The following is a 22,555-nucleotide window of genomic DNA, read 5'->3' on the forward strand; positions in this document are numbered from 1 at the left end:
AGATGCGCGCCATTTTGTGACTGACCCTTGCGAGAGCGCGACGACTGATGCGAATTCTGGCTATTGATACCGCGACAGAGGCTTGCTCTGTCGCTCTGTTGAACGACGGTGCTGTTTCTGCTCATTTCGAAGAGTGCCCACGGGAACACACCCAACGCATTCTGCCCCTGGTAAAAGCCATTTTAACCCAGGGCAACACCTCCTTAACCGACCTCGATGCGCTGGCCTTTGGCCGTGGCCCCGGCAGCTTTACGGGCGTACGTATCGGGATCGGCATTGCGCAGGGGCTGGCGCTGGGCGCCGAACTGCCGATGATCGGCGTCTCTACCCTCGCCACGATGGCGCAGGGCGCATGGCGCATGACCGGGGCAACGCGCGTGCTGGCCGCGATTGATGCACGCATGGGCGAAGTTTACTGGGCCGAATACACCCGCGACGAGCAGGGCGTGTGGCACGGCGAAGAGACGGAAGCCGTGCTCAAGCCGGAAGCGGTCACTGAACGACTGCAGCAGCTCTCCGGTGAGTGGGCAACCGTCGGCACCGGCTGGCAGGCGTGGCCTGACATGGCAAACGACACCGGGGTGACGCTGGTGGACGGCAACATGCAGCTGCCGGCTGCGGAAGATATGCTTCCGATTGCCTGCCAGCTGCTCGCAGCAGGAAAAACCGTTGCCGTTGAACACGCGGAGCCGGTTTATTTGCGAAACACCGTCGCGTGGAAGAAACTTCCGGGCCGCGAGTGAATCTCAGTAACAGGAACTGAGAAAAAGGAGTCGCATCATGGCGGTTCAGACTAAAGTAGTACGCCTTATTATGGCAGGCGCGGTTGCCATAGCACTGAGCGGATGCGTTTCCGTTCCTGATGCGATTAAGGGCAGCAGCCCGACGCCACAGCAGGATCTGGTGCGAGTGATGAATGCGCCTGAGCTTTACGTCGGCCAGGAAGCGCGCTTTGGCGGTAAGGTCATCGACGTACAAAACCAGCAGGGGAAAACCCGTCTGGAGATCGCGACCGTTCCGCTGGACAGCGGCGCGCGGCCGGTACTGGGTGAGGCCTCTCGCGGGCGTATCTATGCGGACGTCAGCGGTTTCCTCGATCCGGTCGATTTTCGCGGGCAGCTGGTGACCGTCGTCGGGCCGATTACCGGCGCCGTGCAGGGCAAAATCGGCAGCACGCCGTATAAATTTATGACCATGCAGGTCAACGGGTATAAACGCTGGCGGCTGGCACAGCAGGTGATCATGCCGCCTCAGCCGATGGATCCGTGGATGTGGGGTCCACATCCTTATCGTTACGGCTACCCGGGCTGGGGCTGGTATAACCCGAGCCCTGCACAGGTTCAGACGATCGTTACTGAGTAACTTTCTGTTATTGTTAGAAAAGAGACAGCGGCTCAGCCGCTGTCTCTGTTTTTTTACGGATAAAACGAAAAAAAAGAGTGACGCGCTTCGCAACCTTAAATGTGAACAATTAATAAACTGGTACGCTGAGTTAATATAATGTTAACAAACTGTTTATTATCGGGGTTGTGATGACGACGAACACTCATTTCAGAGGTGATGCATTGAAGAAGGTTTGGCTTAACCGTTATCCCGCAGATGTTCCTGCTGAGATCAATCCTGACCGTTATCAATCCCTGGTGGAATTATTTGAGCACTCGGTAAGGCGCTACGCGGACCAGCCCGCATTCGTGAATATGGGCGAGGTCATGACGTTCCGTAAGCTTGAGGAGCGTAGCCGCGCGTTTGCGGCGTATCTGCAGGAAGGGCTGGGGCTGCAAAAAGGGGACCGCGTCGCGCTGATGATGCCGAACCTGCTGCAATACCCGGTGGCGCTGTTCGGTATCCTGCGAGCCGGGATGATTGTCGTCAACGTCAACCCGCTGTACACCCCGCGCGAGCTGGAGCATCAGCTGAACGACAGCGGCGCGGCCGCGATTGTCATTGTGTCCAACTTCGCCCATACGCTGGAAAAAGTGGTCGACAAAACCCAGGTTAAACACGTCATCCTGACGCGCATGGGGGATCAGCTCTCTACCGCCAAAGGCACGCTGGTTAACTTTGTCGTCAAATACGTCAAGCGCCTGGTACCAAAATACCACCTGCCGGACGCCATCTCCTTCCGCCGCGCGCTGCATGCGGGCTACCGTATGCAGTATGTGAAACCTGAAGTGGTGGCGGAAGATCTTGCGTTTCTGCAATACACGGGCGGGACCACTGGCGTCGCCAAAGGGGCCATGCTTACCCACCGCAATATGCTGGCAAACCTTGAACAGGTGAACGCAACCTACGGGCCGCTGCTGCATCCGGGCAAAGAGGTGGTGATCACCGCGCTTCCGCTGTATCACATCTTTGCGCTGACCATGAACTGCCTGCTGTTTATTGAACTGGGTGGTCAGAACATCCTCATCACCAACCCGCGCGATATCCCGGGCCTGGTGAAAGAGCTGGCGAAATATCCGTTCACCGCCATGACCGGGGTTAATACCCTATTTAACGCGCTGCTTAATAACAAAGAGTTCCAGCAGTTGGATTTCTCCACGCTGCATCTCTCTGCGGGCGGCGGCATGCCGGTTCAGCAGGCGGTCGCCGAGCGCTGGGTGAAGCTCACCGGTCAGTATTTGCTGGAAGGCTATGGGCTGACGGAATGCGCGCCGCTGGTCAGCGTGAACCCACACGATATCGACTATCACAGTGGAAGCATTGGTCTGCCGGTTCCTTCGACAGAGGCCAAACTGGTCGATGATAACGATAACGAAGTCGCGCCGGGCGAGCCGGGTGAGCTTTGCGTCAGAGGTCCGCAGGTGATGCTGGGTTACTGGCAGCGTCCCGATGCGACCGACGAAATTATCAAAGACGGCTGGCTGCACACCGGTGATATTGCGGTAATGGATGACGAGGGCTTCCTGCGCATCGTCGATCGCAAGAAAGACATGATCCTGGTCTCCGGCTTCAACGTCTATCCGAATGAGATCGAAGACGTGGTTATGCAGCACAGCGGCGTGCTCGAAGTGGCGGCGGTCGGTGTCCCTTCCGGCAGCAGCGGTGAAGCGGTGAAGATATTTGTGGTCAAGAAAGATCCTTCACTCACCGAGGAAGCGCTGGTAACGTTTTGCCGTCGTCAGCTAACGGGCTATAAAGTGCCGAAGCTGGTGGAATTCCGCGACGAGCTGCCAAAATCCAACGTCGGGAAGATATTACGACGAGAATTACGTGACGAAGCCCGTGGCAAAGTAGACAATAAGGCCTGAGCTTCACGCTAATCGCCCAGACGCCGGTTAAGCCGGCGTTTTTTATGGGCGCAAACAAAAGAGAACCCGTTTTGAATTACCAGATGATCACGACCAACGACGAGCTGGCTTCGCTGTGCGAAGTGACGCGCGACTTTCCTGCCATTGCCCTGGATACCGAGTTTGTCCGTACCCGGACCTATTATCCGCAGCTGGGTTTGATTCAGATGTACGACGGTAAACACGTGTCGCTGATTGACCCTCTCGGCATTACCGACTGGACGCCGATGCGTGACCTGCTGCTCGATACCGCCGTGACGAAATACCTGCACGCAGGCAGTGAGGATCTGGAAGTCTTTCTGAACACCTTTGGCATCATGCCCCAGCCGCTGATTGATACGCAGATCCTCGCGGCGTTCAGCGGTCGACCGCTCTCATGGGGCTTTGCCGCCATGGTGGAGGAGTATACGGGCCTGACGCTGGATAAAAGCGAATCCCGTACCGACTGGCTGGCGCGCCCCCTTACCGAGCGTCAGCTGGAATACGCGGCGGCAGATGTGTTTTACCTGCTGCCGATCGCCGGGCAGCTGATGAAAGAGGCGGAAGCCTCCGGCTGGCTCGCTGCTGCGCTGGACGAATGCCGTATGACCCAGCAGCGTCGTCAGGAAGTGGTTGACCCGAAAGAGGCCTGGCGCGATATCAGCAACGCCTGGCAGCTGCGTACGCGTCAGCTGGCATGCCTGCAGCTGCTGGCAGACTGGCGCTTGCGTAAATCGCGCGAGCGCGATCTGGCCGTTAACTTTGTGGTTCGCGAAGAGCATCTCTGGGCAGTCGCGCGCTATATGCCGGGCAGCCTGGGCGAGCTGGACAGTATTGGCCTTTCGGGCAGCGAGATCCGCTTCCACGGTAAAACCCTGCTGGCGCTGGTCGCCAAAGCGCAGGAGCTGCCGGAAGATGCGCTGCCGGAACCGCTGCTGAACCTGATGGACATGCCGGGCTATCGCAAAGCGTTTAAGGATATCAAAGCGCTGGTGCAGGCAGTTGCAACGGAAAGCAAGCTGAGTGCGGAACTGCTCGCCTCACGTCGTCAGATTAACCAGCTGCTGAACTGGCACTGGAAGCTGAAGCCGCAGAGTGGCGTGCCGGAGATGATGGCGGGATGGCGCGGGGAATTGATGGCCGATCGCCTGAATACGCTGCTGGAAGGTTATCCGCGATAAAAAAATATGCCGGGCGATATACCCGGCATATTTCCCCGGTGGCGCTGCGCTTACCGGGGCGACGAAAACACAAACCTACGGACGCGACTCTTCCGCTTCCGGGAGCGTAACGTTCAGCTCCAGAATCGAAATATCCCCGTCTTTTTGTTCCAGCTGCACCGTGACCATCTCCGGGTCAATCTGCACATACTTACAGATCACTTCCAGGATGTCCTTGCGCAGCTGCGGCAGGTAGTGAGGCTCGGCGTCGCTACGGCGACGCTCCGCAACGATAATTTGCAGACGTTCTTTTGCGATGTTGGCGGTGTTCTTTTTCCGCGAGAGAAAAAAGTCCAGTAATGCCATAACTTATCCTCCGAACAGGCGTTTGAGGAAACCTTTCTTCTCTTCTTCAATGAAGCGGAAAGGACGTTCTTCTCCCAGCAGACGGTCAACGGTATCGGCGTAAGCTTTACCTGCATCTGCCATTGTATCAAGGATCACTGGCTCGCCCTGGTTAGAGGCGCGTAACACGGACTGATCTTCCGGGATAACGCCCACCAGCTTAATGCGCAGGATCTCCAGCACGTCTTCCATGCTCAGCATGTCACCTTTGTTCACGCGGCCCGGATTGTAGCGGGTGAGCAGCAGGTGTTCTTTAATCGGGTCTTCGCCATTTTCCGCACGACGGGATTTAGAGGCGAGGATGCCCAGAATGCGGTCTGAGTCACGCACGGATGAAACTTCAGGGTTGGTGGTGATGATCGCTTCATCCGCGAAGTAGAGCGCCATCAGGGCACCGGTTTCGATGCCGGCAGGGGAGTCGCAGACAATGAAGTCGAAATCCATTTTTTTCAGATCGTCGAGCACCTTTTCCACGCCTTCACGGGTCAGGGCGTCTTTGTCACGCGTCTGAGAAGCCGGGAGAATGTAGAGGTTCTCGGTGCGCTTGTCTTTGATCATCGCCTGGTTAAGCGTGGCATCGCCCTGAATGACGTTCACGAAGTCATACACGACGCGACGCTCACATCCCATGATGAGGTCGAGGTTACGCAGACCGATATCGAAGTCGATAACGATGGTTTTCTTTCCCTTCTGGGCCAAACCAGTAGCGATGGCCGCGCTGGAGGTGGTCTTGCCAACGCCTCCTTTACCCGAAGTAACAACAATAATGCGTGCCATAGAAATTCCTTGTTAAAAAGGGATCAATTCAACGGTTGAACGGTCAACGCGTCGTCTGCCAGAAGCAGGCGAGCCGCTTTGCCATAAAATTCGGCTGGGATCTTGTCGCTCAGCCAATATTCACCTGCGATGGACACCAGTTCCGCCGTCAGGTGAGTACAAAATATTTGCGCATCTCGATCGCCACTTGCACCGGCGAGCGCACGTCCACGCATCATACCGTATACGTGAATATTGCCATCTGCAATCAGCTCAGCGCCAGCACTGACGTGGCTTGTAACAATCAGATCACAGTTTGGTGCATAAATGCGCTGACCGGAACGAACCGGCACATCAATCATTCGCGTTTTTGTGACGGTAGTAACGTTTTGCACCGCAGGAGGGGGCGTTTGCACGGCAACGGGTGCCGCACGCGAGGCTTTTTCTTTGCCCTCATTCAGAAGAGGCAGCCCCGCACGCTCAATTTCCGCTTTCAGCTCAGTATCTTTGCAGCCGCTGATGCCCACGATACGCAGTCCGGTCGAGGAGACGGCCTGCTGGAGAAGTTTCCAGTTAACCGGAGCCTCAAGACCGCTGACGTTGATAACAACAGGGGCGTGCTTCAGAAAGGCGGGAGCCTGGGCGATTTTGTCTTCTAACGCCTGACGAATAACCTCGGGTTTTGCATCATGCAAATGTACCACTGATAAGGTGAAGCTACTGCCTTTAAGCTCGATGGGCGTGTTTGACATCCTGGCCTTACTCAATTTGCTATTAACCGCAACCACTCGCTGCGATATTCCGAAGAGTATCAGGCATGTTATAGTCAGGAGTATATTGAGGCAAGCAACCACCCATTAATTCAGAGTAAAAACATGTTTTGTGTGATCTACAGAAGTACAAGCCGTGACCAGACCTATCTTTATGTCGAAAAGAAAGACGATTTTTCACGCGTGCCTGAAGAATTAATGAAGAACTTTGGCCGACCACAGCTGGCGATGCTGCTGCCGCTCGATGGTCGTAAGAAACTGATTAACGCCGATCTGGATAAAGTGAAAACGGCCTTATCCGAGCAAGGCTATTATTTACAGCTTCCACCGCCACCCGAGAATTTATTAAAACAGCATCTTGAGGCGAACGGTAAAAAATAGTCTCAACTGTTTTTGGGCACAACACATCAACCGTTTAGGGGTCGACCATGTATCAACATCATAACTGGCAAGGTGCATTACTGGATTATCCCGTCAGCAAAGTGGTTTGCGTGGGCAGCAACTACGCAAAACATATTCAGGAGATGGGCAGCGCGACGCCAGAAGAGCCGGTCCTGTTTATTAAGCCTGAAACGGCGCTTTGCGATATCCGCCAGCCGCTGGCGCTGCCCCAGGGGCTGGGTTCGGTGCATCACGAAGTTGAACTTGCCGTGCTGATCGGCGCGACGCTGCGCCAGGCCTCGGAAGAACATGTTAAAAAAGCGATTGCCGGATACGGCGTGGCGCTGGATCTGACCCTGCGTGACGTTCAAGGCAAAATGAAGAAAGCAGGGCAGCCGTGGGAAAAAGCCAAAGGGTTTGATAATTCCTGCCCGATTTCGGCGTTTGTGCCGGTGAGCGAATTTACCGGCGATCCGCAGGACACGCCGCTCAGCCTCAAGGTTAACGGTGAGAGCCGCCAGCAGGGCACCACGGCAGACATGATCCATAAGATTGTGCCCCTGATCGCCTACATGAGCCGCTTCTTTACCCTTAAACCAGGCGATGTGATCCTGACCGGAACCCCAGAAGGCGTTGGCCCGCTACTCAGCGGTGACGAGCTTGAGGTCGGTTTCAACGGCCTGTCGCTGAAAACCCGCGTGCTGTAACCCCATCTTGCCGCCTGAAGAGGGCGGCAAAACTTGCAACAACGTGCCAGACTCGTTATAAGGTGCGCTTTCTTTTGACGTGTGGACATCCTGATGAACAACATCCCTTTCTGGCAAAGCAAAACTCTCGACGACATGACTGACGCGGAATGGGAATCATTGTGCGACGGTTGCGGGCAGTGCTGCCTGCACAAGCTGATGGATGAAGATACGGATGAAATCTACTTCACCAACGTTGCCTGCAAGCAGTTAAACATTAAAACCTGCCAGTGCCGCAACTATGAGCGCCGGTTTGAATTTGAGCCTGACTGCATCAAGTTAACCCGGGATAATCTGCCGACGTTTGAATGGCTGCCGCATACCTGCGCGTATCGCCTGCTGGCGGAAGGGAAAGGTCTGCCTGACTGGCATCCGCTGTTAACCGGTTCAAAAGCGGCGATGCACGGTGAACGTATCTCTGTGCGCCACATTGCTGTGAAAGAGTCCGAGGTGCGTGACTGGGAAGACCACATCATGAATCACCCGACCCGTTGAGATTAAAAAACCCGCCGAGGCGGGTTTTTTATTGTGCGCTGTTGTGTCGGGTGGCGCTGCGCTTACCCGACCTACAAAACTGGAGGCCCGCGCAAGCGAAGCGCCGCCGGGCAACTTAGCGCCCGAACAGATCGCGTTTCTTCGGTTTGAACGGCTGAGCGATCAGCACCAGCAGCGCCACGACGAAGTAGGCGGCAAAAATACCCACCAGCCACTGCGGCATCTCCAGCGTCAGGAATTCCCACTGACGAACGGAGCAGTCACCGGATGCGACAAACACCTGCGGCAGCCATTTGTCCAGCGGCAGCCAGCTTGGGAAGCGGGCGGCAAAATCACAGGTCATAAACGGTGACGGATGCAATTGCATCATGGTGTGCTGCCAGGAGAGTTCAATTCCTTTCCAGGCGCTGTAGATCCAGATGGCAATACCGGCATAGCGAAGCGGCGATTTTGGGGCAATCGCGCCCACCAGGCCCGCACCCATAATGCCGAATAGCGCGCTGCGTTCGTAAATACACAGTACGCAAGGTTTCAGTCCCATTACGTGCTGGAACCACAGCGCGACCATTTCCAGCGCAAAGGCGGTCAGGGCCATTAACAACCACGCTCCGCGACCGCGGGAGCACTGGTTTAAAAATCTCAACATAATCATTTCCCTGGAACATGCTTAGAAAGCGCAGTGTAAACGAATTCGTTTTTCGCGCCACCTGTACCTGGCGAAATAAAACGTAATTGGATGTTTATCGTGCGAAAAGGCAAACGGGCAGCGAACTGCCCGAGATGCGTAGTTTACTGCGCCGCAAGTATACCCGCTTGTACTAGCCATTGCGTACAGGGAATGAGGGTAATTTTGACGCAAAGCAATCCGACGATCGTGAGCACCAGCGTATAGGGCAGTGCCATCCACACCATCCTGCCATAAGAAAGACGTATGAGCGGCGCGAGGGCGGAGGTCAGCAGGAACAGGAAGGCGGCCTGGCCATTTGGCGTCGCTACCGACGGCAGGTTGGTACCGGTGTTGATCGCCACGGCCAGCAGCTCAAACTGTCCGGCGCTGATAACGCCTTGCTCCATGGCCGCTTTGGCCTCGTTGATGTAGACCGTCCCGACAAAGACGTTATCTGAGATCGACGAGAGCAGGCCGTTAAACAGGTAAAACAGCGAGAGCTGAGCATCCGGTGACGCCTGTAATACAAAGGCAATAATCGGCGCGAACAGGTGCTGGTCGATAATCACCGCCACGACGGCAAAGAACACCGCCAGCAGGGCGGTAAACGGCAGGGCTTCGGTAAACGCCTTGCCGATGGCATGTTCGTCCGTCACGCCGGTAAAGGTGGTGGCGAGAATAATGACTGACAGGCCAATCAGCCCCACTTCGGCAAGATGGAACGCCAGCGCCGCGATAAGCCAGACGCCGATGATCCCCTGGGCAATCAGTCGTAGCGTCTCCTGGCGCGTCCGCTGTCTTCGGCTCTGTACATCGAATTTATGCAGTTCCTGACGCACCGGCTCCGGGAGCTGCGCCCCGTAGCCAAAAAGGCGAAACTTCTCCACCAGCAGACAGGTCGCCAGCCCGCAGATCAGCACCGGTACGCTCACCGGGGCCATTCTCAGGAAAAAATCACCGAAGTGCCAGCCCGCCGCTTTGGCAATGATCAGGTTTTGCGGCTCGCCCACCATGGTCATCACGCCGCCCAGTGCGGTACCCACGCCTGCATGCATCATCAGGCTGCGCAGAAACGCGCGGAACTGTTCCAGCACGTCACGGTTATGCGCCTCGACGTGGCTGTCATCCTGCAGGTCCTCATTTGGGCGAGAGGAGGCCACGCGGTGATAAATACCGTAAAACCCAACCGCGACGCTGATCACCACCGCGACGACCGTCAGCGCATCCAGGAAGGCCGACAGGAAGGCGGCGGCAAGGCAAAACGCCAGCGAGAGGAACATTTTCGACGGAATGCTGAGCAGCAGGCGCGTGAAGATGAACAGCAGCAGCTGTTTCATAAAGTAGATACCCGCCACCATAAAGATCAGCAGCAGAAGCACTTCGAGATTAGACGCCAGCTCTGCTTTGACATGCTCGGCGCTGGTCATACCAACGACGACGGCTTCAAACGCCAGCAATCCGCCCGGCAGCAGGGGATAACATTTCAGCGCCATGGCCAGGGTGAAGATAAACTCCGCCACCAGCAGCCAGCCGGCGATAAAGGGATTCACGCTAAAAATGATGGGATTAACGACCAGGAAAACCAACAGTATCAGTTTATACCAGTCAGGAGACTGGCCTAAAAAATTGCGCCATAGCGCGCGCCCAAAAGAAATTTCCACAACAGACGTCCTTCCCGTCAAGTAAGACAAAACATCAGTATACGCAAAAATCACGGCCTGGAGGCGGATAAGGCTGCATTGTAAATTTCACAAAAATGAAACGGCGATCCCTCTTTTCTCTCTTTGCCGCGCTACCTGCTACTGCGTGCCTCTGGTATGATGAGTCCAATTTGCTAAAGCTGTGTAATGGAAATCTCACTATGGTCATTAAGGCGCAGAGCCCGGCGGGTTTCGCGGAAGAGTACATCATTGAAAGCATCTGGAATAATCGTTTCCCTGCGGGGTCCATTCTTCCGGCTGAACGCGAACTCTCTGAACTGATTGGCGTCACTCGCACCACGCTGCGTGAAGTGCTTCAGCGGCTGGCGCGCGATGGCTGGTTGACGATCCAGCACGGTAAGCCTACGAAAGTGAACAACTTCTGGGAAACGTCCGGGCTGAACATTCTTGAAACGCTGGCGCGTCTCGACCATGAAAGCGTGCCGCAGCTCATTGATAATCTGCTCTCCGTTCGCACCAACATCGCGACGATCTTTATTCGTACCGCTTTCCGTCAGCATCCGGAAGACGCCCTTGCGGTGCTGGCCACAGCAAACGAGGTGGAAGATCACGCCGATGCTTTTGCCACCCTCGATTACAACGTGTTTCGCGGCCTGGCGTTTGCCTCCGGCAACCCGGTGTACGGCCTGATTCTCAACGGTATGAAAGGGCTTTATACCCGCATTGGCCGCCACTACTTTGCCAATCCGGAAGCGCGTAGCCTGGCGCTGGGCTTCTATCATAAGCTGAGCAAGCTCTGTACCGAAGGCCTGCACGATCAGGTTTATGAGACGGTGCGCCGCTACGGTCACGATTCCGGTGAAATCTGGCACCGTATGCAGAAAACGCTGCCGGGTGATTTAGCGATTCAGACCCGCTAAAAGAAAAACCTCTCATACGAGAGGTTTTTTTCGCCCGGTGGCGCTACAGCGTATTCAACCGCGCCGGGCAACGTTCCAGCAGCTCGACGCTCCCGTCTTCATTCTGCTGCTCCAGCTGCACGTCAAAACCCCACAGGCGATGCACGTGCTTCAGCACCTCTTTACGCCCTTTATCCAGCGGCGCGCGATTGTGCGGGATATAGCGCAGCGTCAGGGAGCGGTCGCCGCGCAAATCGACGTTCCACACCTGAATATTCGGCTCAAGGTTGCTCAGGTTGTACTGGGAAGAGAGGCGAGAGCGGATCTCACGGTATCCCTCTTCGTTATGGATAGCGGAAATCTCCAGATAGTTGTTGCGGTCATCGTCCAGCACGGTGAAGAAGCGGAAATCACGCATGATCTTCGGCGACATAAACTGGCTGATGAAGCTCTCATCCTTAAAGTCGCGCATCGCAAAGTGCAGCGTTTCCAGCCAGTCAGAACCGGCGATATCCGGGAACCAGTACTTGTCTTCTTCCGTCGGCGACTGGCAGATGCGCTTAATATCCTGGAACATGGCGAAGCCAAGCGCATACGGGTTAATCCCGCTGTACCACGGGCTGTTGTAGGGCGGCTGGAACACCACGTTGGTATGGCTGTGGAGGAATTCCATCATGAACCGCTCGGTCACTTTTCCCTCGTCGTACAGATGGTTAAGAATGGTGTAGTGCCAGAAGGTCGCCCAGCCTTCGTTCATGACCTGCGTCTGCTTTTGCGGGTAAAAATACTGGCTCACCTTGCGCACGATGCGCAGGATCTCACGCTGCCATGGCTCCAGCAGCGGGGCGTTCTTCTCCATAAAATAGAGCAGGTTTTCCTGCGGCTCGGACGGGTAACGACGCGCTTCGGCGATCGTTTTTTCCTCCTCACGCTTCGGCAGGGTTCGCCACAGCATGTTCACCTGGCTTTGCAGGTACTCTTCGCGGCTTTTCTGCCGGGCTTTCTCCTCCTGCAGGGAGATTTTCTGCGGGCGTTTATAGCGGTCCACGCCGTAATTCATCAGCGCGTGGCAGGAGTCGAGCAGTTTTTCAACTTCGTCCACGCCGTAGCGCTCTTCGCAGTCGGTAATGTATTTGCGGGCGAAGATCAGGTAATCGACGATGGAGCTGGCGTCCGTCCAACTGCGGAACAGGTAGTTATTCTTGAAAAATGAGTTATGCCCGTAGCAGGCATGCGCCATCACCAGCGCCTGCATGGTAATGGTGTTCTCTTCCATTAAATAGGCAATACACGGATTGGAGTTAATCACAATCTCATACGCCAGCCCCTGCTGGCCGTGCTTATACAGCCGTTCCGTTTCAATAAATTTTTTACCAAACGACCAGTGCGGATAGTTAATCGGCATCCCGACGCTGGAGTAGGCGTCCATCATCTGTTCGGACGTAATGACTTCAATCTGATGGGGATAGGTATCCAGACGATACAGCTTTGCGACCCGGTCGATTTCGGCGAGGTAAACATCCAGCAGCTCGAAGGTCCAGTCGGGTCCATCGCTCAGACGTGTGTTGTCCTTGTTCAGGGAATCAATAGTAGCCATTAGCGCGCCCTCGTTGTGGGTGCTCTCTCTGTCTGGAGAGCCTCCTTTCAAGCATAGATCAACGTGTTAAAAAGCGTGCTGGGGCAGAAATTTTTTCTTTGCGATTTCGCGTTTTTGATACGGCAAAAAAACGGTATGCCTCAGCATATTATGCTGGTTAAAAATAACGCGCAGCAGGAGATCCCAAATTAGCACTATCCCCTGATGCTGGGGGATGTGTGAGGTAAGTCACCATAAAAAAGTCGTATGTTGAATAATATTTTCAACTAGGTTATCAATCTGTAATTAGAAGATTGTTCTTTTGCACATAATGGAGTGGCTATGCGTGTTGTCATACTGGGAAGTGGTGTCGTTGGGGTAACCAGCGCCTGGTATTTAAGTCAGGCGGGACATGACGTAACCGTTATCGATCGTGAATCCGGTCCCGCGCTTGAAACCAGCGCGGCGAACGCCGGGCAAATCTCTCCGGGGTATGCGGCGCCGTGGGCTGCGCCGGGCGTTCCGCTGAAAGCGATTAAATGGATGTTCCAGCGCCACGCGCCGCTGGCCATCAGCCTTGACGGCACGCAGTTCCAGCTGAAGTGGATGTGGCAGATGCTGCGCAACTGCGACACCCGCCACTACATGGAGAACAAAGGGCGCATGGTGCGCCTGGCGGAATACAGCCGCGACTGTCTGAAAGCGCTGCGAGCGTCGACGGGGATTGAGTACGAAGGCCGTCAGGGCGGGACGCTGCAGCTGTTCCGCACCGAGCAACAGTACGAGAATGCCACCCGCGATATCGCCGTGCTGGAAGATGCGGGCGTACCGTACCAGCTGCTGGAAGCCAGCCAGCTTGGCCAGGTTGAACCGGCGCTGGCGGAAGTGGCGCACAAGCTGACCGGCGGCCTGCGCCTGCCGAATGACGAAACCGGCGACTGCCAGCTCTTTACGCAACGTCTGGCGCAAATGTGCGAGCAGGCGGGAGTGAAGTTCCGCTTTAACACCTCCGTCGACAAGCTGCTGTCGGAAGGCGAAAAAATTTACGGCGTGAAGTGCGGCGACGAGGTGATCAAAGCCGATGCCTACGTGATGGCGTTTGGTTCGTACTCCACCGCCATGCTGAAAGGCATTCTCGACATTCCGGTTTATCCGCTGAAGGGCTACTCGCTGACCATTCCGGTGAAAGAAGAGAGCGGCGCACCTGTATCGACCATTCTGGATGAAACCTACAAAATCGCCATTACCCGCTTCGACAACCGCATTCGCGTAGGCGGCATGGCGGAAATTGTCGGCTTCAACACCGAGCTGCTGAAGCCGCGTCGTGAAACGCTGGAGATGGTCGTGGGCGATCTCTTCCCGCGCGGCGGTTTTGTTGAGCAGGCGACGTTCTGGACCGGCCTGCGTCCGATGACCCCGGACGGCACGCCGATCGTAGGCCGCACGCCGTTCAAAAACCTGTGGACCAATACCGGACACGGCACGCTCGGCTGGACGATGGCCTGCGGATCGGGCCAACTGCTGAGCGACCTGATTTCCGGGCGCACGCCGGCAATTCCGTTTGACGATTTAAGCGCCGCACGCTATCAATCGGGGTTTACGCCTTCGCGTCCACAGCACCTGCACGGCGCGCATAGCTAAGGAGTTGTCATGTCCCGTCCTGTTCTGGCCCAGCTGAACCTGCAGGCCCTGAAGGATAATCTGCAAATTGTTCGTCGGGCGGCACCGGGTTCGCGCGTCTGGTCGGTGGTGAAAGCGAATGCCTACGGCCACGGTATCGACCGTATCTGGAGCGCGCTGAGCGCGACCGACGGTTTTGCGCTCCTGAATCTGGAAGAGGCCATTCTGCTGCGCGAGCGTGGCTGGAAAGGGCCGATTCTACTGCTGGAAGGCTTCTTCCATGCGGACGATCTGCCGCTGCTGGACAAGTACCGTCTGACCACCAGCGTGCACAGCAACTGGCAGATTAAGGCGATCCAGGATGCGAAGCTCCATGCTCCGCTGGATATCTACCTCAAGGTGAACAGCGGCATGAACCGCCTGGGCTTTCAGCCTGAGCGGGTGCATACGGTCTGGCAGCAGCTGCGCGCCATGAAAAACGTGGGCGAAATGACGCTGATGGCGCATTTTGCCGACGCGGAAAAACCCGACGGCATTGCCGATGCCATGGTCCGCATTGAGCAGGCGGCTGAAGGGCTGGATTGCCCGCGCTCGCTGTCGAACTCGGCGGCCACGCTGTGGCATCCCGAGGCGCACTATAACTGGGTGCGTCCGGGGATCGTTCTGTACGGTGCGTCTCCCTCTGGTCAGTGGCAGGATATCGCCAACAGCGGCCTTAAGCCGGTCATGACCCTGCGCAGTGAAATCATTGGCGTGCAGACGCTGAAGGCCGGGGACTCGGTGGGCTACGGCAGCCGCTACCGGGCAAAGGGCGAGCAGCGGATTGGCATCGTGGCGGGCGGTTATGCCGACGGCTACCCGCGCATCGCGCCGACCGGCACGCCGGTCTGGGTCGATGGGGTCCGCACGGGAACGGTGGGCACCGTATCTATGGATATGCTGGCCGTTGACCTGACGCCATGCCCGCAGGCGGGCATTGGCTCACCGGTAGAGCTGTGGGGTAACGAAGTTAAGATTGACGACGTTGCTGCCGCGGCGGGCACGGTGGGGTATGAATTGATGTGCGCGCTGGCACCGAGAGTGCCGGTTGTGACGGTGTAACTTATGTTAGCCGGGTAAGGCGAAGCCGCCACCCGGCAAAAAAACTACTCCGCTTCCTCTTCCATCGGCCTTAAACCGACTTTCCGCACCGCGTTATCTTCTTTTTCGGCAACGGTCCAGATCATCCCGGCAAACTCTACCTGATCCCCCACGACCGGGGCAGCGCCAAGCCGCTGCTGGATGATTTCGCCCAGCGTTTGCGGGTTATCACCGTCTTCAGCACCTTCATCCAGACCGTAAATCAGCGCGACATCCGCAAATTTGGCGCTGGCTTCCAGAATAAAATCGCCGAAGAAGCGCTGGTCCAGCGCCACCGGAGGCGACTGGCTGAACAGCTTGCCCAGCGCGGGCAGGTCGCGCTCGCGACCAATCACGCAAAGAATATCCCCCTCGCGCAGGCGGGTGCTGCCGGTAGGGTGCAGCAGGACATTATCGCGGAACAGGGCGGCAATGCGCGTTTCGGTCGGCATGTGCAAATCGCGCAGCGAGGCTCCCACGCACCATTTGTCGGCGCTCAGCTGATAGACAAACTGTTCCCACGGGTTCTCCGGATGAATGTCGAGCCCCACGCGGGAGACCGGCCAGCCCACGGGCGGGACCACCACTTTGGCTTTTTTCGCCGCCCACCCGAGCGAGGTTCCCTGGAACAGCAGGGAAATCAGCACCACGAAGAACGCCACGTTAAAGAACAGCCGCGCGTTATCCAGACCGGCCATCATCGGGAACACCGCAAGGATAATCGGCACCGCGCCGCGCAGGCCCACCCAGCTGATAAACACCCGCTCGCGCAGGTTGAAGCCGCGAAACGGCAGCAGGCCTGCAAATACCGACAGCGGACGGGCGAAGAAGATCATCCACGCGGACAGCAGCAGCGCCGGAACGGCGATCGGCAGCAGGTCCGATGGCGTAACCAGCAGGCCCAGCACCAGAAACATGCCGATTTGCGCCAGCCACGCCAGACCGTCGAAGTTCTGCAAAATGGCATGCCGGTTGCGAATAGGGCGGTTGCCCATCAGGAACCCGCAGAGATAGACCGCGAGAATACCGCTGCCGTCCACTGCGGTGGTGACGGCAAAAATGAGAATGCCGCCGCTCAGCGCCAGCAGGGGGTAAAGCCCCGCGGGCAGCGAGATGCGGTTGATCGTCTGCTGTAAGAGGTATCCCCCCGCCAGGCCAATGACGATCCCCAGACCGAACTGCTGCAGGATATGTAACGCAAACATCCAGCTCAGCCCGCTTTCATGCTGCTGAATCATCTCGATAAGCGTAATGGTGAGAAATACCGCCATCGGATCGTTACTGCCGGATTCAATCTCAAGCGTGGAGCCAACGCGTTCGTTAAGCCCTTTTCCGCCGAGCAGGGAAAACACCGCTGCCGCATCGGTTGAGCCCACGATGGCGCCAATCAGCAAACCTTCCATGATATTGAGATGGAAAAGCCACGCGGCCATCATTCCGGTGAGGCCGGAGGTAATCAACACGCCGACCGTGGCGAGCGACAGCGCAGGCCCTAAGGCCACGCGGAAGGAGCTCGCCTGGGTGCGCATCCCGCCGTCCAGCAGGATCACCGCCAGCGCGAGGTTACTCACCATGTAGGCGAAGGGGTAGTTATCGAAAGGGATACCGCCAATGCCATCAATGCCGGCCAGCATGCCGATGGCGAGGAAAATGACAAGAATAGGTATGCCGAGACGCGATGAAAATGAACTTAATAAAATACTGCTGGTTACAAGGACGGAACCCAAAATGAAAAGGCTGATTATCGCTGCGGCATCCAATGTTCTCTTACTCCCACCTCAATGTTAACGCTGTTACTAAAACCCTAACATATTAACAACGGCAACAGCGTTTTATTAAGGGGGTATAACGGCTTTTTTATGCCTTTATGACAGGATGACCGCTGATGGTCAGCCGACTGCCGGAATCATTGTGGATCAGGGTGGCGTGCGCCCCCAGCGCCAGGGTCACGGTTTGCTGCTCGTGGCCGAAATCGAGACCGGTGATGACCGGAATATCCAGCCGCGAGCGAACGAAGTCGACCATGGTCTCAAGGGAGTAACCCGCGTCATAGTCATTCGGGGCAGAGCCGCTGAAGCTGCCCAGCACAACCGCGGACTGGCGTTCAAGAATACCGGCATGATAAAGCTGCAATAGCATGCGCTCGACGCGGAACGGATGTTCGTTGATATCTTCCAGCACAAGAATGCCGTCCTCGATTTGCGGCATCCACGGCGTGCCGATGAGCGAGACCAGCATCGCCAGGTTACCCCCCCAGAGCTGGCCTTCACACTCCCAGTGCGGTCCATTGCCTTGCCACTCCACGCTGTAGGTAGGGTTACGCAGCGCGCGCCAGAAATGTTCCACGGTGAACGCGTCCAGTTCCTGCGCGCCGAAGTTACCGGCCAGCATCGGGCCGCTAAACGTGATGACGTTATGCAGGGCCAGCAGCCCGAGCTGGATGACGGTGAAATCGCTGTGGCCGCAGATCAGCAGCGGATCCTGCTGCTGGCGCAGCGCCAGCCCCTGCCAGTCAATGCTCTCCAGCAGCCGGCTCGCACCGTATCCGCCACGCACCGCAAGCACAACCCGGTTTTCGCCCGTCAGGTTCACCAGACTATTGATATCATTCAGCCTCTGCGCTTCGGTACCGGCAAAACGCTGCTGGCGGCGGGGGATAATCGTCTGATTTTCTACCTGATGGCCAGATTCCAGCAAACGCTGAACGCCCCGCTGCGCCGCGTCCTGGTTAATGCAGTAGCCCGACGGCGCGATAAGATGAAACTGAGACATGGCAATTCCTTGCTGAATGAGAAACTAATTGTCTATATCATGCCGCTTATACGCTGCCTGCTTCAAGAGGCGGCGCACCGCGATGACCGGCTATAAGGATAGATGACGTGAAATTGAGATGGTTTGCTTTTTTGATTGTGTTGCTCGCTGGCTGTAGTTCAAAACATGATTATCAAAACCCGCCCTGGAACCCGGAAGTGCCGGTAAAACGGGCCATGCAGTGGATGCCGATCAGTGAGCAAGCCGGGAAGGCCTGGGGCGTAAGCCCGCGTCTCATCACGGCGATCATTGCGGTGGAGTCCGGCGGTAATCCGACGCTTGTCAGCAAATCCAATGCGGTGGGGCTGATGCAGCTTAAAGCGTCAACGGCGGGGAGAGAGGTTTATCGCTACATGGGCTGGAGCGGCCAGCCGTCGACCAGCGAGCTGAAAAACCCGGAACGCAACATTTCAATGGGCACGGCCTATCTGAGCATTATGGAGCATGGCGTGCTGAAGGGGATTAAGGATCCGGAGGTGATGCAGTACGCGCTGGTGGTGTCTTACGTTAACGGTGCCGGCGCGTTGCTCAGAACCTTCTCCTCTGACCGCAAAGAGGCGATAGAAGAGATTAACGACATGGACAAAGACGAATTCTTTGAGCATGTGGCGAAAAATCACCCGGCACCACAGGCGCCTCGTTATATCTGGAAAGTACAGAAAGCGATGGAAGCCATGTAATGCCGCAGACGGGCGGCGGTCACGCTGCCCGATTTCTTCACAGAACTTTATTTGCGCGTTCCCGCGCCTCCCGCTCCAGGGAATAGATAATACGCTGAAGCTCACGCTCTGCGCCGGGCCCGACGTTCAGGAAACGGAAGCTCAGACGCGGCGTGGTGATAGTTTCATTTTTGCTGTCCACGACGGTGCGGTCGCTGATGGCAATCAGCTGCGCATCGAAATAAAAGCGACCCCAGCCCCCCATATCCAGTTCAATTTGCGTAAACCGCATGCCCTCTACCAGCCCGTCCGGTTTCGGCGTATCCATCAGCGCGCCCATGCCGCCGAGCGACAGATCGAAGAGGCGGAAGCGGATCTCTTTTTTGTCCGGCATTTTGGCCTTACAAAAATAGGCGGGGTGAAGCGGGGCGCTGATGCGGAAATATTCACGACGCTGAACAAACCAGAGATTGGTCGGAAGCGGGGTAACAAAAGCCGGCAGTCCCTGATATTCGCTCAGTTCCAGCCGCGACAGGACAAATTCCACTTTGGCGCCCTGCGTTTCGGCCATCACTGCGATATTCTCCGCTTTTAGCGCCGCGCGGTTTTCATACTCCTGACTGCCTAAATCAATCACCAGCCGATCCTGCGAGGCGTCAAGGATCTTGCTGATGAACTGATTATTCGACCAGCTGATGCGCAGCGGCACTTCACCTTTTTGCAGGTCGCGTAATACCCCTAATACAGCCAGCGGATTTTGCTTGAGGAACTGCTCACTGTAATGACTCACGCCGGATGGCTCCTTGATAGATGACGGACTGTCTTAGCGTTATCGGCAATCTGCAATGAAACTTAATACAAACCGGTGAGTTTTTTTTGCCTGTTTAACCAAAGATAAGTCGGTGAGATGAAAATGGTTTTCCGGCGATGACCTATACTTAAGTTAGCTGTGCAGAAGGTTTTCTGCGCACGCGTTAAACCTGCAAGAGGGCATCGCTATGGGTATCATCGCCTGGATTATCTTTGGTCTTATTGCTGGCGCTATCGCTAAACTGATCATGCCGGGAAACGATGGCGGCGGCTTTATTTTGACCTGTGTACTCGGGGTCGTTGGTGCGGTTGTGGGCGGCTGGCTGGCGACGATGTTTGGCTTTGGAGGCAACATAAGTGGTTTCGACCTGCACAGTTTTCTGGTCGCTGTCGTGGGTGCCATTGTGGTGCTGGGCATATTCAGGTTACTGCGACGAGCATAAATTGACATGAACGGCTCTCTGCGGAGGGCCGTTTTTTTGCCGGAGTATTGATTTGTTAATCTAAATGATAATAATTGTCGTTCCGTATTGCATCTAACAACAAGACGACATTATGAATACCTCACGTTTTACGCTTTGCGCCCTGGCAGGGGCCGTCACGCTGGCATTGCAGGTCCCGGCGTTCGCCGAAGAATCCACCATCGTCGTCACAGGTTCAGAGCAGGGCAGCGCGCTGCCGGCCTGGACGAACAGCGCCACGAAATCGGCCGTTGCTGAAAGTAAAACGCCGCAGGTCATCACGACCCTCTCTGCGCCGGAAATTGAAAAGCGTCACGCGAATTCGGTGAATGAAATCCTGCGCTATGCCCCGGGCGTCTCAACCGAGGTGCGGGGAAATACCTCCTACATGAGCGAATATAAAATTCGTGGCTTTACCGTTGACCAGGAGTTCTACAACGGGCTGCAGCTGCCCTATAACGTCACCGGCAATACCAAAGCGCGCATCGATCCGCTGCTGATCGACAGCGTTGATATCCTGAAAGGCCCCTCATCGGTCCTTTACGGCGGCGGTTCGCCGGGTGGGCTGGTGAATATTCAAAGTAAAAAACCGCAGCGGGAAGCGCGGACGGAGATCGGCGTTAATACCGGAAACCGTAATCTGAAAGAGGGCTATCTCGATTCAACCGGGCAGATTGCCGACAGCGACTGGAACTACCGTCTGCTGGGCAAAGCCACGGAAAACGACGATCAGCCGCACACCACCCGGTATGAAAACTACCTGGTTGCTCCGTCCGTCACCTGGCAGCCGGACAGCAAAACCCGCCTCACCCTGGACGCGCTGGCGCAAAACACCCCGAGCCTGACGCCGTCTAACCCGCTGCCGCTCGCCTACCTGCGCTCGAAATATGCGGGCAAGCGCGATTACGCCGGAGATGAGTGGAGCGGGTTTAAGCAGCGTCAGTGGATGCTGGGCTACAGCTTTGAACATGAGTTTGACAGCGGCTGGGGCTTTAACCAGAAGGCGCGCTATTTCGACGTCGATACCCACCAGCGCAGCGTCTACGCGACAGGGACGGGAAGCGAGGTGTATCAGCTCAACCGCTTTGCTTATACCACCGATGAAGACCTTAAGAGCTTCAACATCGACAACCAGGTGACCAAAACCGTTGCGCTGGGCGAGTGGAAACACCATCTGCTGGCCGGGTTTGACTATCAGAAGCTGAACTCCCATTTCCACTATCGCTACGCGTCGGCCACGCCGGGTATCGATATGCGGTATCCTGACTATTCGCAGATCCAGGAAAACGCGCTGGGGCTCTATACCGCCCAGAAAAACCGTCTCAGCTACCAGCAAAACGGTTACTACCTGCAGGATCAGGTTGAATTTGGCGGCCTCAATCTGCTGGGCAGCCTGCGCTACGACGATTACCGCTCCGTCACAACCAACTACCTGCAAAACGGTGATAAAGCCTGGGTGTCGCAGGATCGCGTCACCAAACGCCTGGGCGCGCTTTACGCCTTCGATAACGGTCTGTCGCCGTTTATCAGCTATTCAGAAGGTTTTGCGCCGGTGTCACCGCAGGGCACGCTCGTGGCGAAAGACGTCAAACCGACCACCAGCAAGCAGGTGGAGGGCGGGGTGAAATATCTGCTGGCCGACTACGCCACCACCTTTACCGCCTCGGTGTTTAACATCCGGCAGAAAAATGTCGTCACCTCCGACCCGGGCTTCCTGAACTATCGTCAGACCGGGGAAGTGGAATCCAAAGGGGCAGAGCTGTCCGCCATCAGCCGTCCGACGGACAGCCTGACGCTGATTGCCAACTATGCGTACACACACGCGATCAACCGGGAAGATGACAAGTACAAAGGTAAACGTCCAACGCAGGTCCCGGAGAATGCCTTCAACCTCTGGGGGGATTACACCTTTGAAAATACGCCGCTGAAAGGACTGATGCTGGGAGCGGGCGCACGCTACACCGGGCCGATGGAAATCTCTCCGGCAAACGATGCGGGAAAACTGGGCGGCACTACGCAGTACGATCTGGCGGCCTCGTACCGGATGGGCGAAATCCTGCCCTCGCTGGCAGGGTTAACGCTCAAAGCCAGCGCGCAGAATATCACCAACAAAGAGACGCTGACCTGCTACGACGCGACCAACTGCTGGATTGGGCGTGACAGGACGTATCAGTTAGGGGCGAGTTATAGTTTCTAAGGAACCAGGGAAACCCCGTCAAAAATGCGCAATCGGACTGCCTCCTCTCCCTTGAGGGAGAGGGCTGGGGTGAGGGGGAACATACGGCTGTGG

22 protein-coding genes are annotated in these 22,555 nt (G+C 56.4%); 13 read left to right on the forward strand and 9 right to left on the reverse strand.

The window, feature by feature from the left end; all coding sequences use genetic code 11:
- Positions 1-47: 47 nt before the first annotated feature.
- The 4 genes from tsaB to rnd all read left to right on the forward strand — a co-directional run bounded on the left by tsaB (position 48) and on the right by rnd (position 4,450).
- Positions 48-743: a tRNA (adenosine(37)-N6)-threonylcarbamoyltransferase complex dimerization subunit type 1 TsaB gene (gene tsaB, locus ADJ24_RS04820; protein ID WP_023312191.1), complete on the forward strand. Its 696-nt coding sequence runs from the start codon at positions 48-50 to the stop codon at positions 741-743.
- 37 nt (positions 744-780) lie between these two features.
- Positions 781-1,362 (forward strand): Slp family lipoprotein, encoded by a 582-nt coding sequence (locus ADJ24_RS04825; RefSeq protein WP_023312190.1) that lies wholly within the window; start codon positions 781-783, stop codon positions 1,360-1,362.
- 203 nt (positions 1,363-1,565) lie between these two features.
- Positions 1,566-3,251: a long-chain-fatty-acid--CoA ligase FadD gene (gene fadD, locus ADJ24_RS04830; protein ID WP_023312189.1), complete on the forward strand. Its 1,686-nt coding sequence runs from the start codon at positions 1,566-1,568 to the stop codon at positions 3,249-3,251.
- A 71-nt stretch (positions 3,252-3,322) separates the two neighbouring features.
- Positions 3,323-4,450, forward strand: a complete 1,128-nt coding sequence (gene rnd, locus ADJ24_RS04835; RefSeq protein WP_123244571.1) for a ribonuclease D — start codon at positions 3,323-3,325, stop codon at positions 4,448-4,450.
- A gap of 75 nt (positions 4,451-4,525) precedes the next feature.
- On the opposite strand, the gene minE is transcribed toward rnd, so the two are convergent.
- Genes minE through minC form a run of 3 tightly spaced genes read right to left on the reverse strand, consistent with a single transcriptional unit; the run spans position 4,526 to position 6,342 of the window.
- Positions 4,526-4,795 (reverse strand): cell division topological specificity factor MinE, encoded by a 270-nt coding sequence (minE, locus tag ADJ24_RS04840; RefSeq protein WP_008500504.1) that lies wholly within the window; start codon positions 4,793-4,795, stop codon positions 4,526-4,528.
- A 3-nt stretch (positions 4,796-4,798) separates the two neighbouring features.
- Positions 4,799-5,611, reverse strand: a complete 813-nt coding sequence (minD, locus tag ADJ24_RS04845) for a septum site-determining protein MinD (protein ID WP_023312187.1) — start codon at positions 5,609-5,611, stop codon at positions 4,799-4,801.
- 23 nt (positions 5,612-5,634) lie between these two features.
- Positions 5,635-6,342, reverse strand: coding sequence for a septum site-determining protein MinC (gene minC / locus ADJ24_RS04850; RefSeq protein WP_023312186.1), 708 nt, complete (start codon positions 6,340-6,342; stop codon positions 5,635-5,637).
- Between the two features lie 123 nt (positions 6,343-6,465).
- Between minC and ADJ24_RS04855 the strand changes: the two genes are divergently transcribed.
- The 3 genes from ADJ24_RS04855 to ADJ24_RS04865 all read left to right on the forward strand — a co-directional run bounded on the left by ADJ24_RS04855 (position 6,466) and on the right by ADJ24_RS04865 (position 7,982).
- A complete protein-coding gene (locus ADJ24_RS04855; RefSeq protein WP_023312185.1) occupies positions 6,466-6,741 on the forward strand; it encodes a YcgL domain-containing protein in 276 nt (91 codons plus the stop codon).
- 47 nt (positions 6,742-6,788) lie between these two features.
- The gene (locus ADJ24_RS04860) at positions 6,789-7,448 is read left to right on the forward strand and encodes a fumarylacetoacetate hydrolase family protein (RefSeq protein ID WP_023312184.1); all 660 of its coding nucleotides are present in this window, start codon (positions 6,789-6,791) and stop codon (positions 7,446-7,448) included.
- A 93-nt stretch (positions 7,449-7,541) separates the two neighbouring features.
- Positions 7,542-7,982, forward strand: a complete 441-nt coding sequence (locus ADJ24_RS04865) for a YcgN family cysteine cluster protein (protein ID WP_023312183.1) — start codon at positions 7,542-7,544, stop codon at positions 7,980-7,982.
- Between the two features lie 115 nt (positions 7,983-8,097).
- Here ADJ24_RS04865 and dsbB read toward each other — a convergent pair whose 3' ends face one another.
- Positions 8,098-8,628: a disulfide bond formation protein DsbB gene (gene dsbB / locus ADJ24_RS04870; RefSeq protein WP_023312182.1), complete on the reverse strand. Its 531-nt coding sequence runs from the start codon at positions 8,626-8,628 to the stop codon at positions 8,098-8,100.
- A gap of 143 nt (positions 8,629-8,771) precedes the next feature.
- Positions 8,772-10,310, reverse strand: a complete 1,539-nt coding sequence (gene nhaB / locus ADJ24_RS04875) for a Na(+)/H(+) antiporter NhaB (protein ID WP_023312181.1) — start codon at positions 10,308-10,310, stop codon at positions 8,772-8,774.
- Between the two features lie 200 nt (positions 10,311-10,510).
- On the opposite strand from nhaB, the gene fadR reads away from it, so the two are divergent.
- Positions 10,511-11,230 carry a fatty acid metabolism transcriptional regulator FadR gene (gene fadR / locus ADJ24_RS04880; protein WP_023312180.1) on the forward strand — a complete coding sequence of 240 codons (720 nt, stop codon included), beginning with the start codon at positions 10,511-10,513 and terminating at the stop codon, positions 11,228-11,230.
- A gap of 43 nt (positions 11,231-11,273) precedes the next feature.
- On the opposite strand, the gene ADJ24_RS04885 is transcribed toward fadR, so the two are convergent.
- A complete protein-coding gene (locus ADJ24_RS04885) occupies positions 11,274-12,806 on the reverse strand; it encodes a SpoVR family protein (protein WP_023293929.1) in 1,533 nt (510 codons plus the stop codon).
- 321 nt (positions 12,807-13,127) lie between these two features.
- Between ADJ24_RS04885 and ADJ24_RS04890 the strand changes: the two genes are divergently transcribed.
- Entirely contained in the window at positions 13,128-14,426 is a 1,299-nt protein-coding gene (locus ADJ24_RS04890; RefSeq protein ID WP_023312179.1) for a D-amino acid dehydrogenase, read from the forward strand.
- A gap of 9 nt (positions 14,427-14,435) precedes the next feature.
- The gene (gene dadX, locus ADJ24_RS04895) at positions 14,436-15,506 is read left to right on the forward strand and encodes a catabolic alanine racemase DadX (protein WP_023312178.1); all 1,071 of its coding nucleotides are present in this window, start codon (positions 14,436-14,438) and stop codon (positions 15,504-15,506) included.
- Between the two features lie 44 nt (positions 15,507-15,550).
- Here the strand turns inward: dadX and ADJ24_RS04900 are convergent, their stop codons facing one another.
- Together ADJ24_RS04900 and ldcA are read right to left on the reverse strand one after the other, a co-directional pair.
- A complete protein-coding gene (locus tag ADJ24_RS04900; protein WP_023312177.1) occupies positions 15,551-17,284 on the reverse strand; it encodes a potassium/proton antiporter in 1,734 nt (577 codons plus the stop codon).
- Between the two features lie 97 nt (positions 17,285-17,381).
- Positions 17,382-18,296 carry a muramoyltetrapeptide carboxypeptidase gene (gene ldcA / locus ADJ24_RS04905; protein WP_023312176.1) on the reverse strand — a complete coding sequence of 305 codons (915 nt, stop codon included), beginning with the start codon at positions 18,294-18,296 and terminating at the stop codon, positions 17,382-17,384.
- A 107-nt stretch (positions 18,297-18,403) separates the two neighbouring features.
- On the opposite strand from ldcA, the gene emtA reads away from it, so the two are divergent.
- Positions 18,404-19,015, forward strand: a complete 612-nt coding sequence (emtA, locus tag ADJ24_RS04910; protein WP_048702267.1) for a membrane-bound lytic murein transglycosylase EmtA — start codon at positions 18,404-18,406, stop codon at positions 19,013-19,015.
- Between the two features lie 37 nt (positions 19,016-19,052).
- Here emtA and ycgR read toward each other — a convergent pair whose 3' ends face one another.
- The gene (ycgR, locus tag ADJ24_RS04915; protein ID WP_023312174.1) at positions 19,053-19,784 is read right to left on the reverse strand and encodes a flagellar brake protein YcgR; all 732 of its coding nucleotides are present in this window, start codon (positions 19,782-19,784) and stop codon (positions 19,053-19,055) included.
- Positions 19,785-19,992: 208 nt separating this feature from the next.
- Here ycgR and ADJ24_RS04920 point away from each other — a divergent pair, with 208 nt between their 5' ends.
- Positions 19,993-20,247, forward strand: a complete 255-nt coding sequence (locus ADJ24_RS04920) for a GlsB/YeaQ/YmgE family stress response membrane protein (RefSeq protein WP_008502662.1) — start codon at positions 19,993-19,995, stop codon at positions 20,245-20,247.
- Between the two features lie 112 nt (positions 20,248-20,359).
- The gene (locus tag ADJ24_RS04925; protein WP_023312173.1) at positions 20,360-22,462 is read left to right on the forward strand and encodes a TonB-dependent siderophore receptor; all 2,103 of its coding nucleotides are present in this window, start codon (positions 20,360-20,362) and stop codon (positions 22,460-22,462) included.
- Positions 22,463-22,555 lie beyond the last annotated feature (93 nt).

It is taken from the genome of Enterobacter sp. 940_PEND, assembly GCF_001059415.1.
GTDB classification, from domain to species: Bacteria; Pseudomonadota; Gammaproteobacteria; order Enterobacterales; family Enterobacteriaceae; genus Enterobacter; species Enterobacter cloacae_M.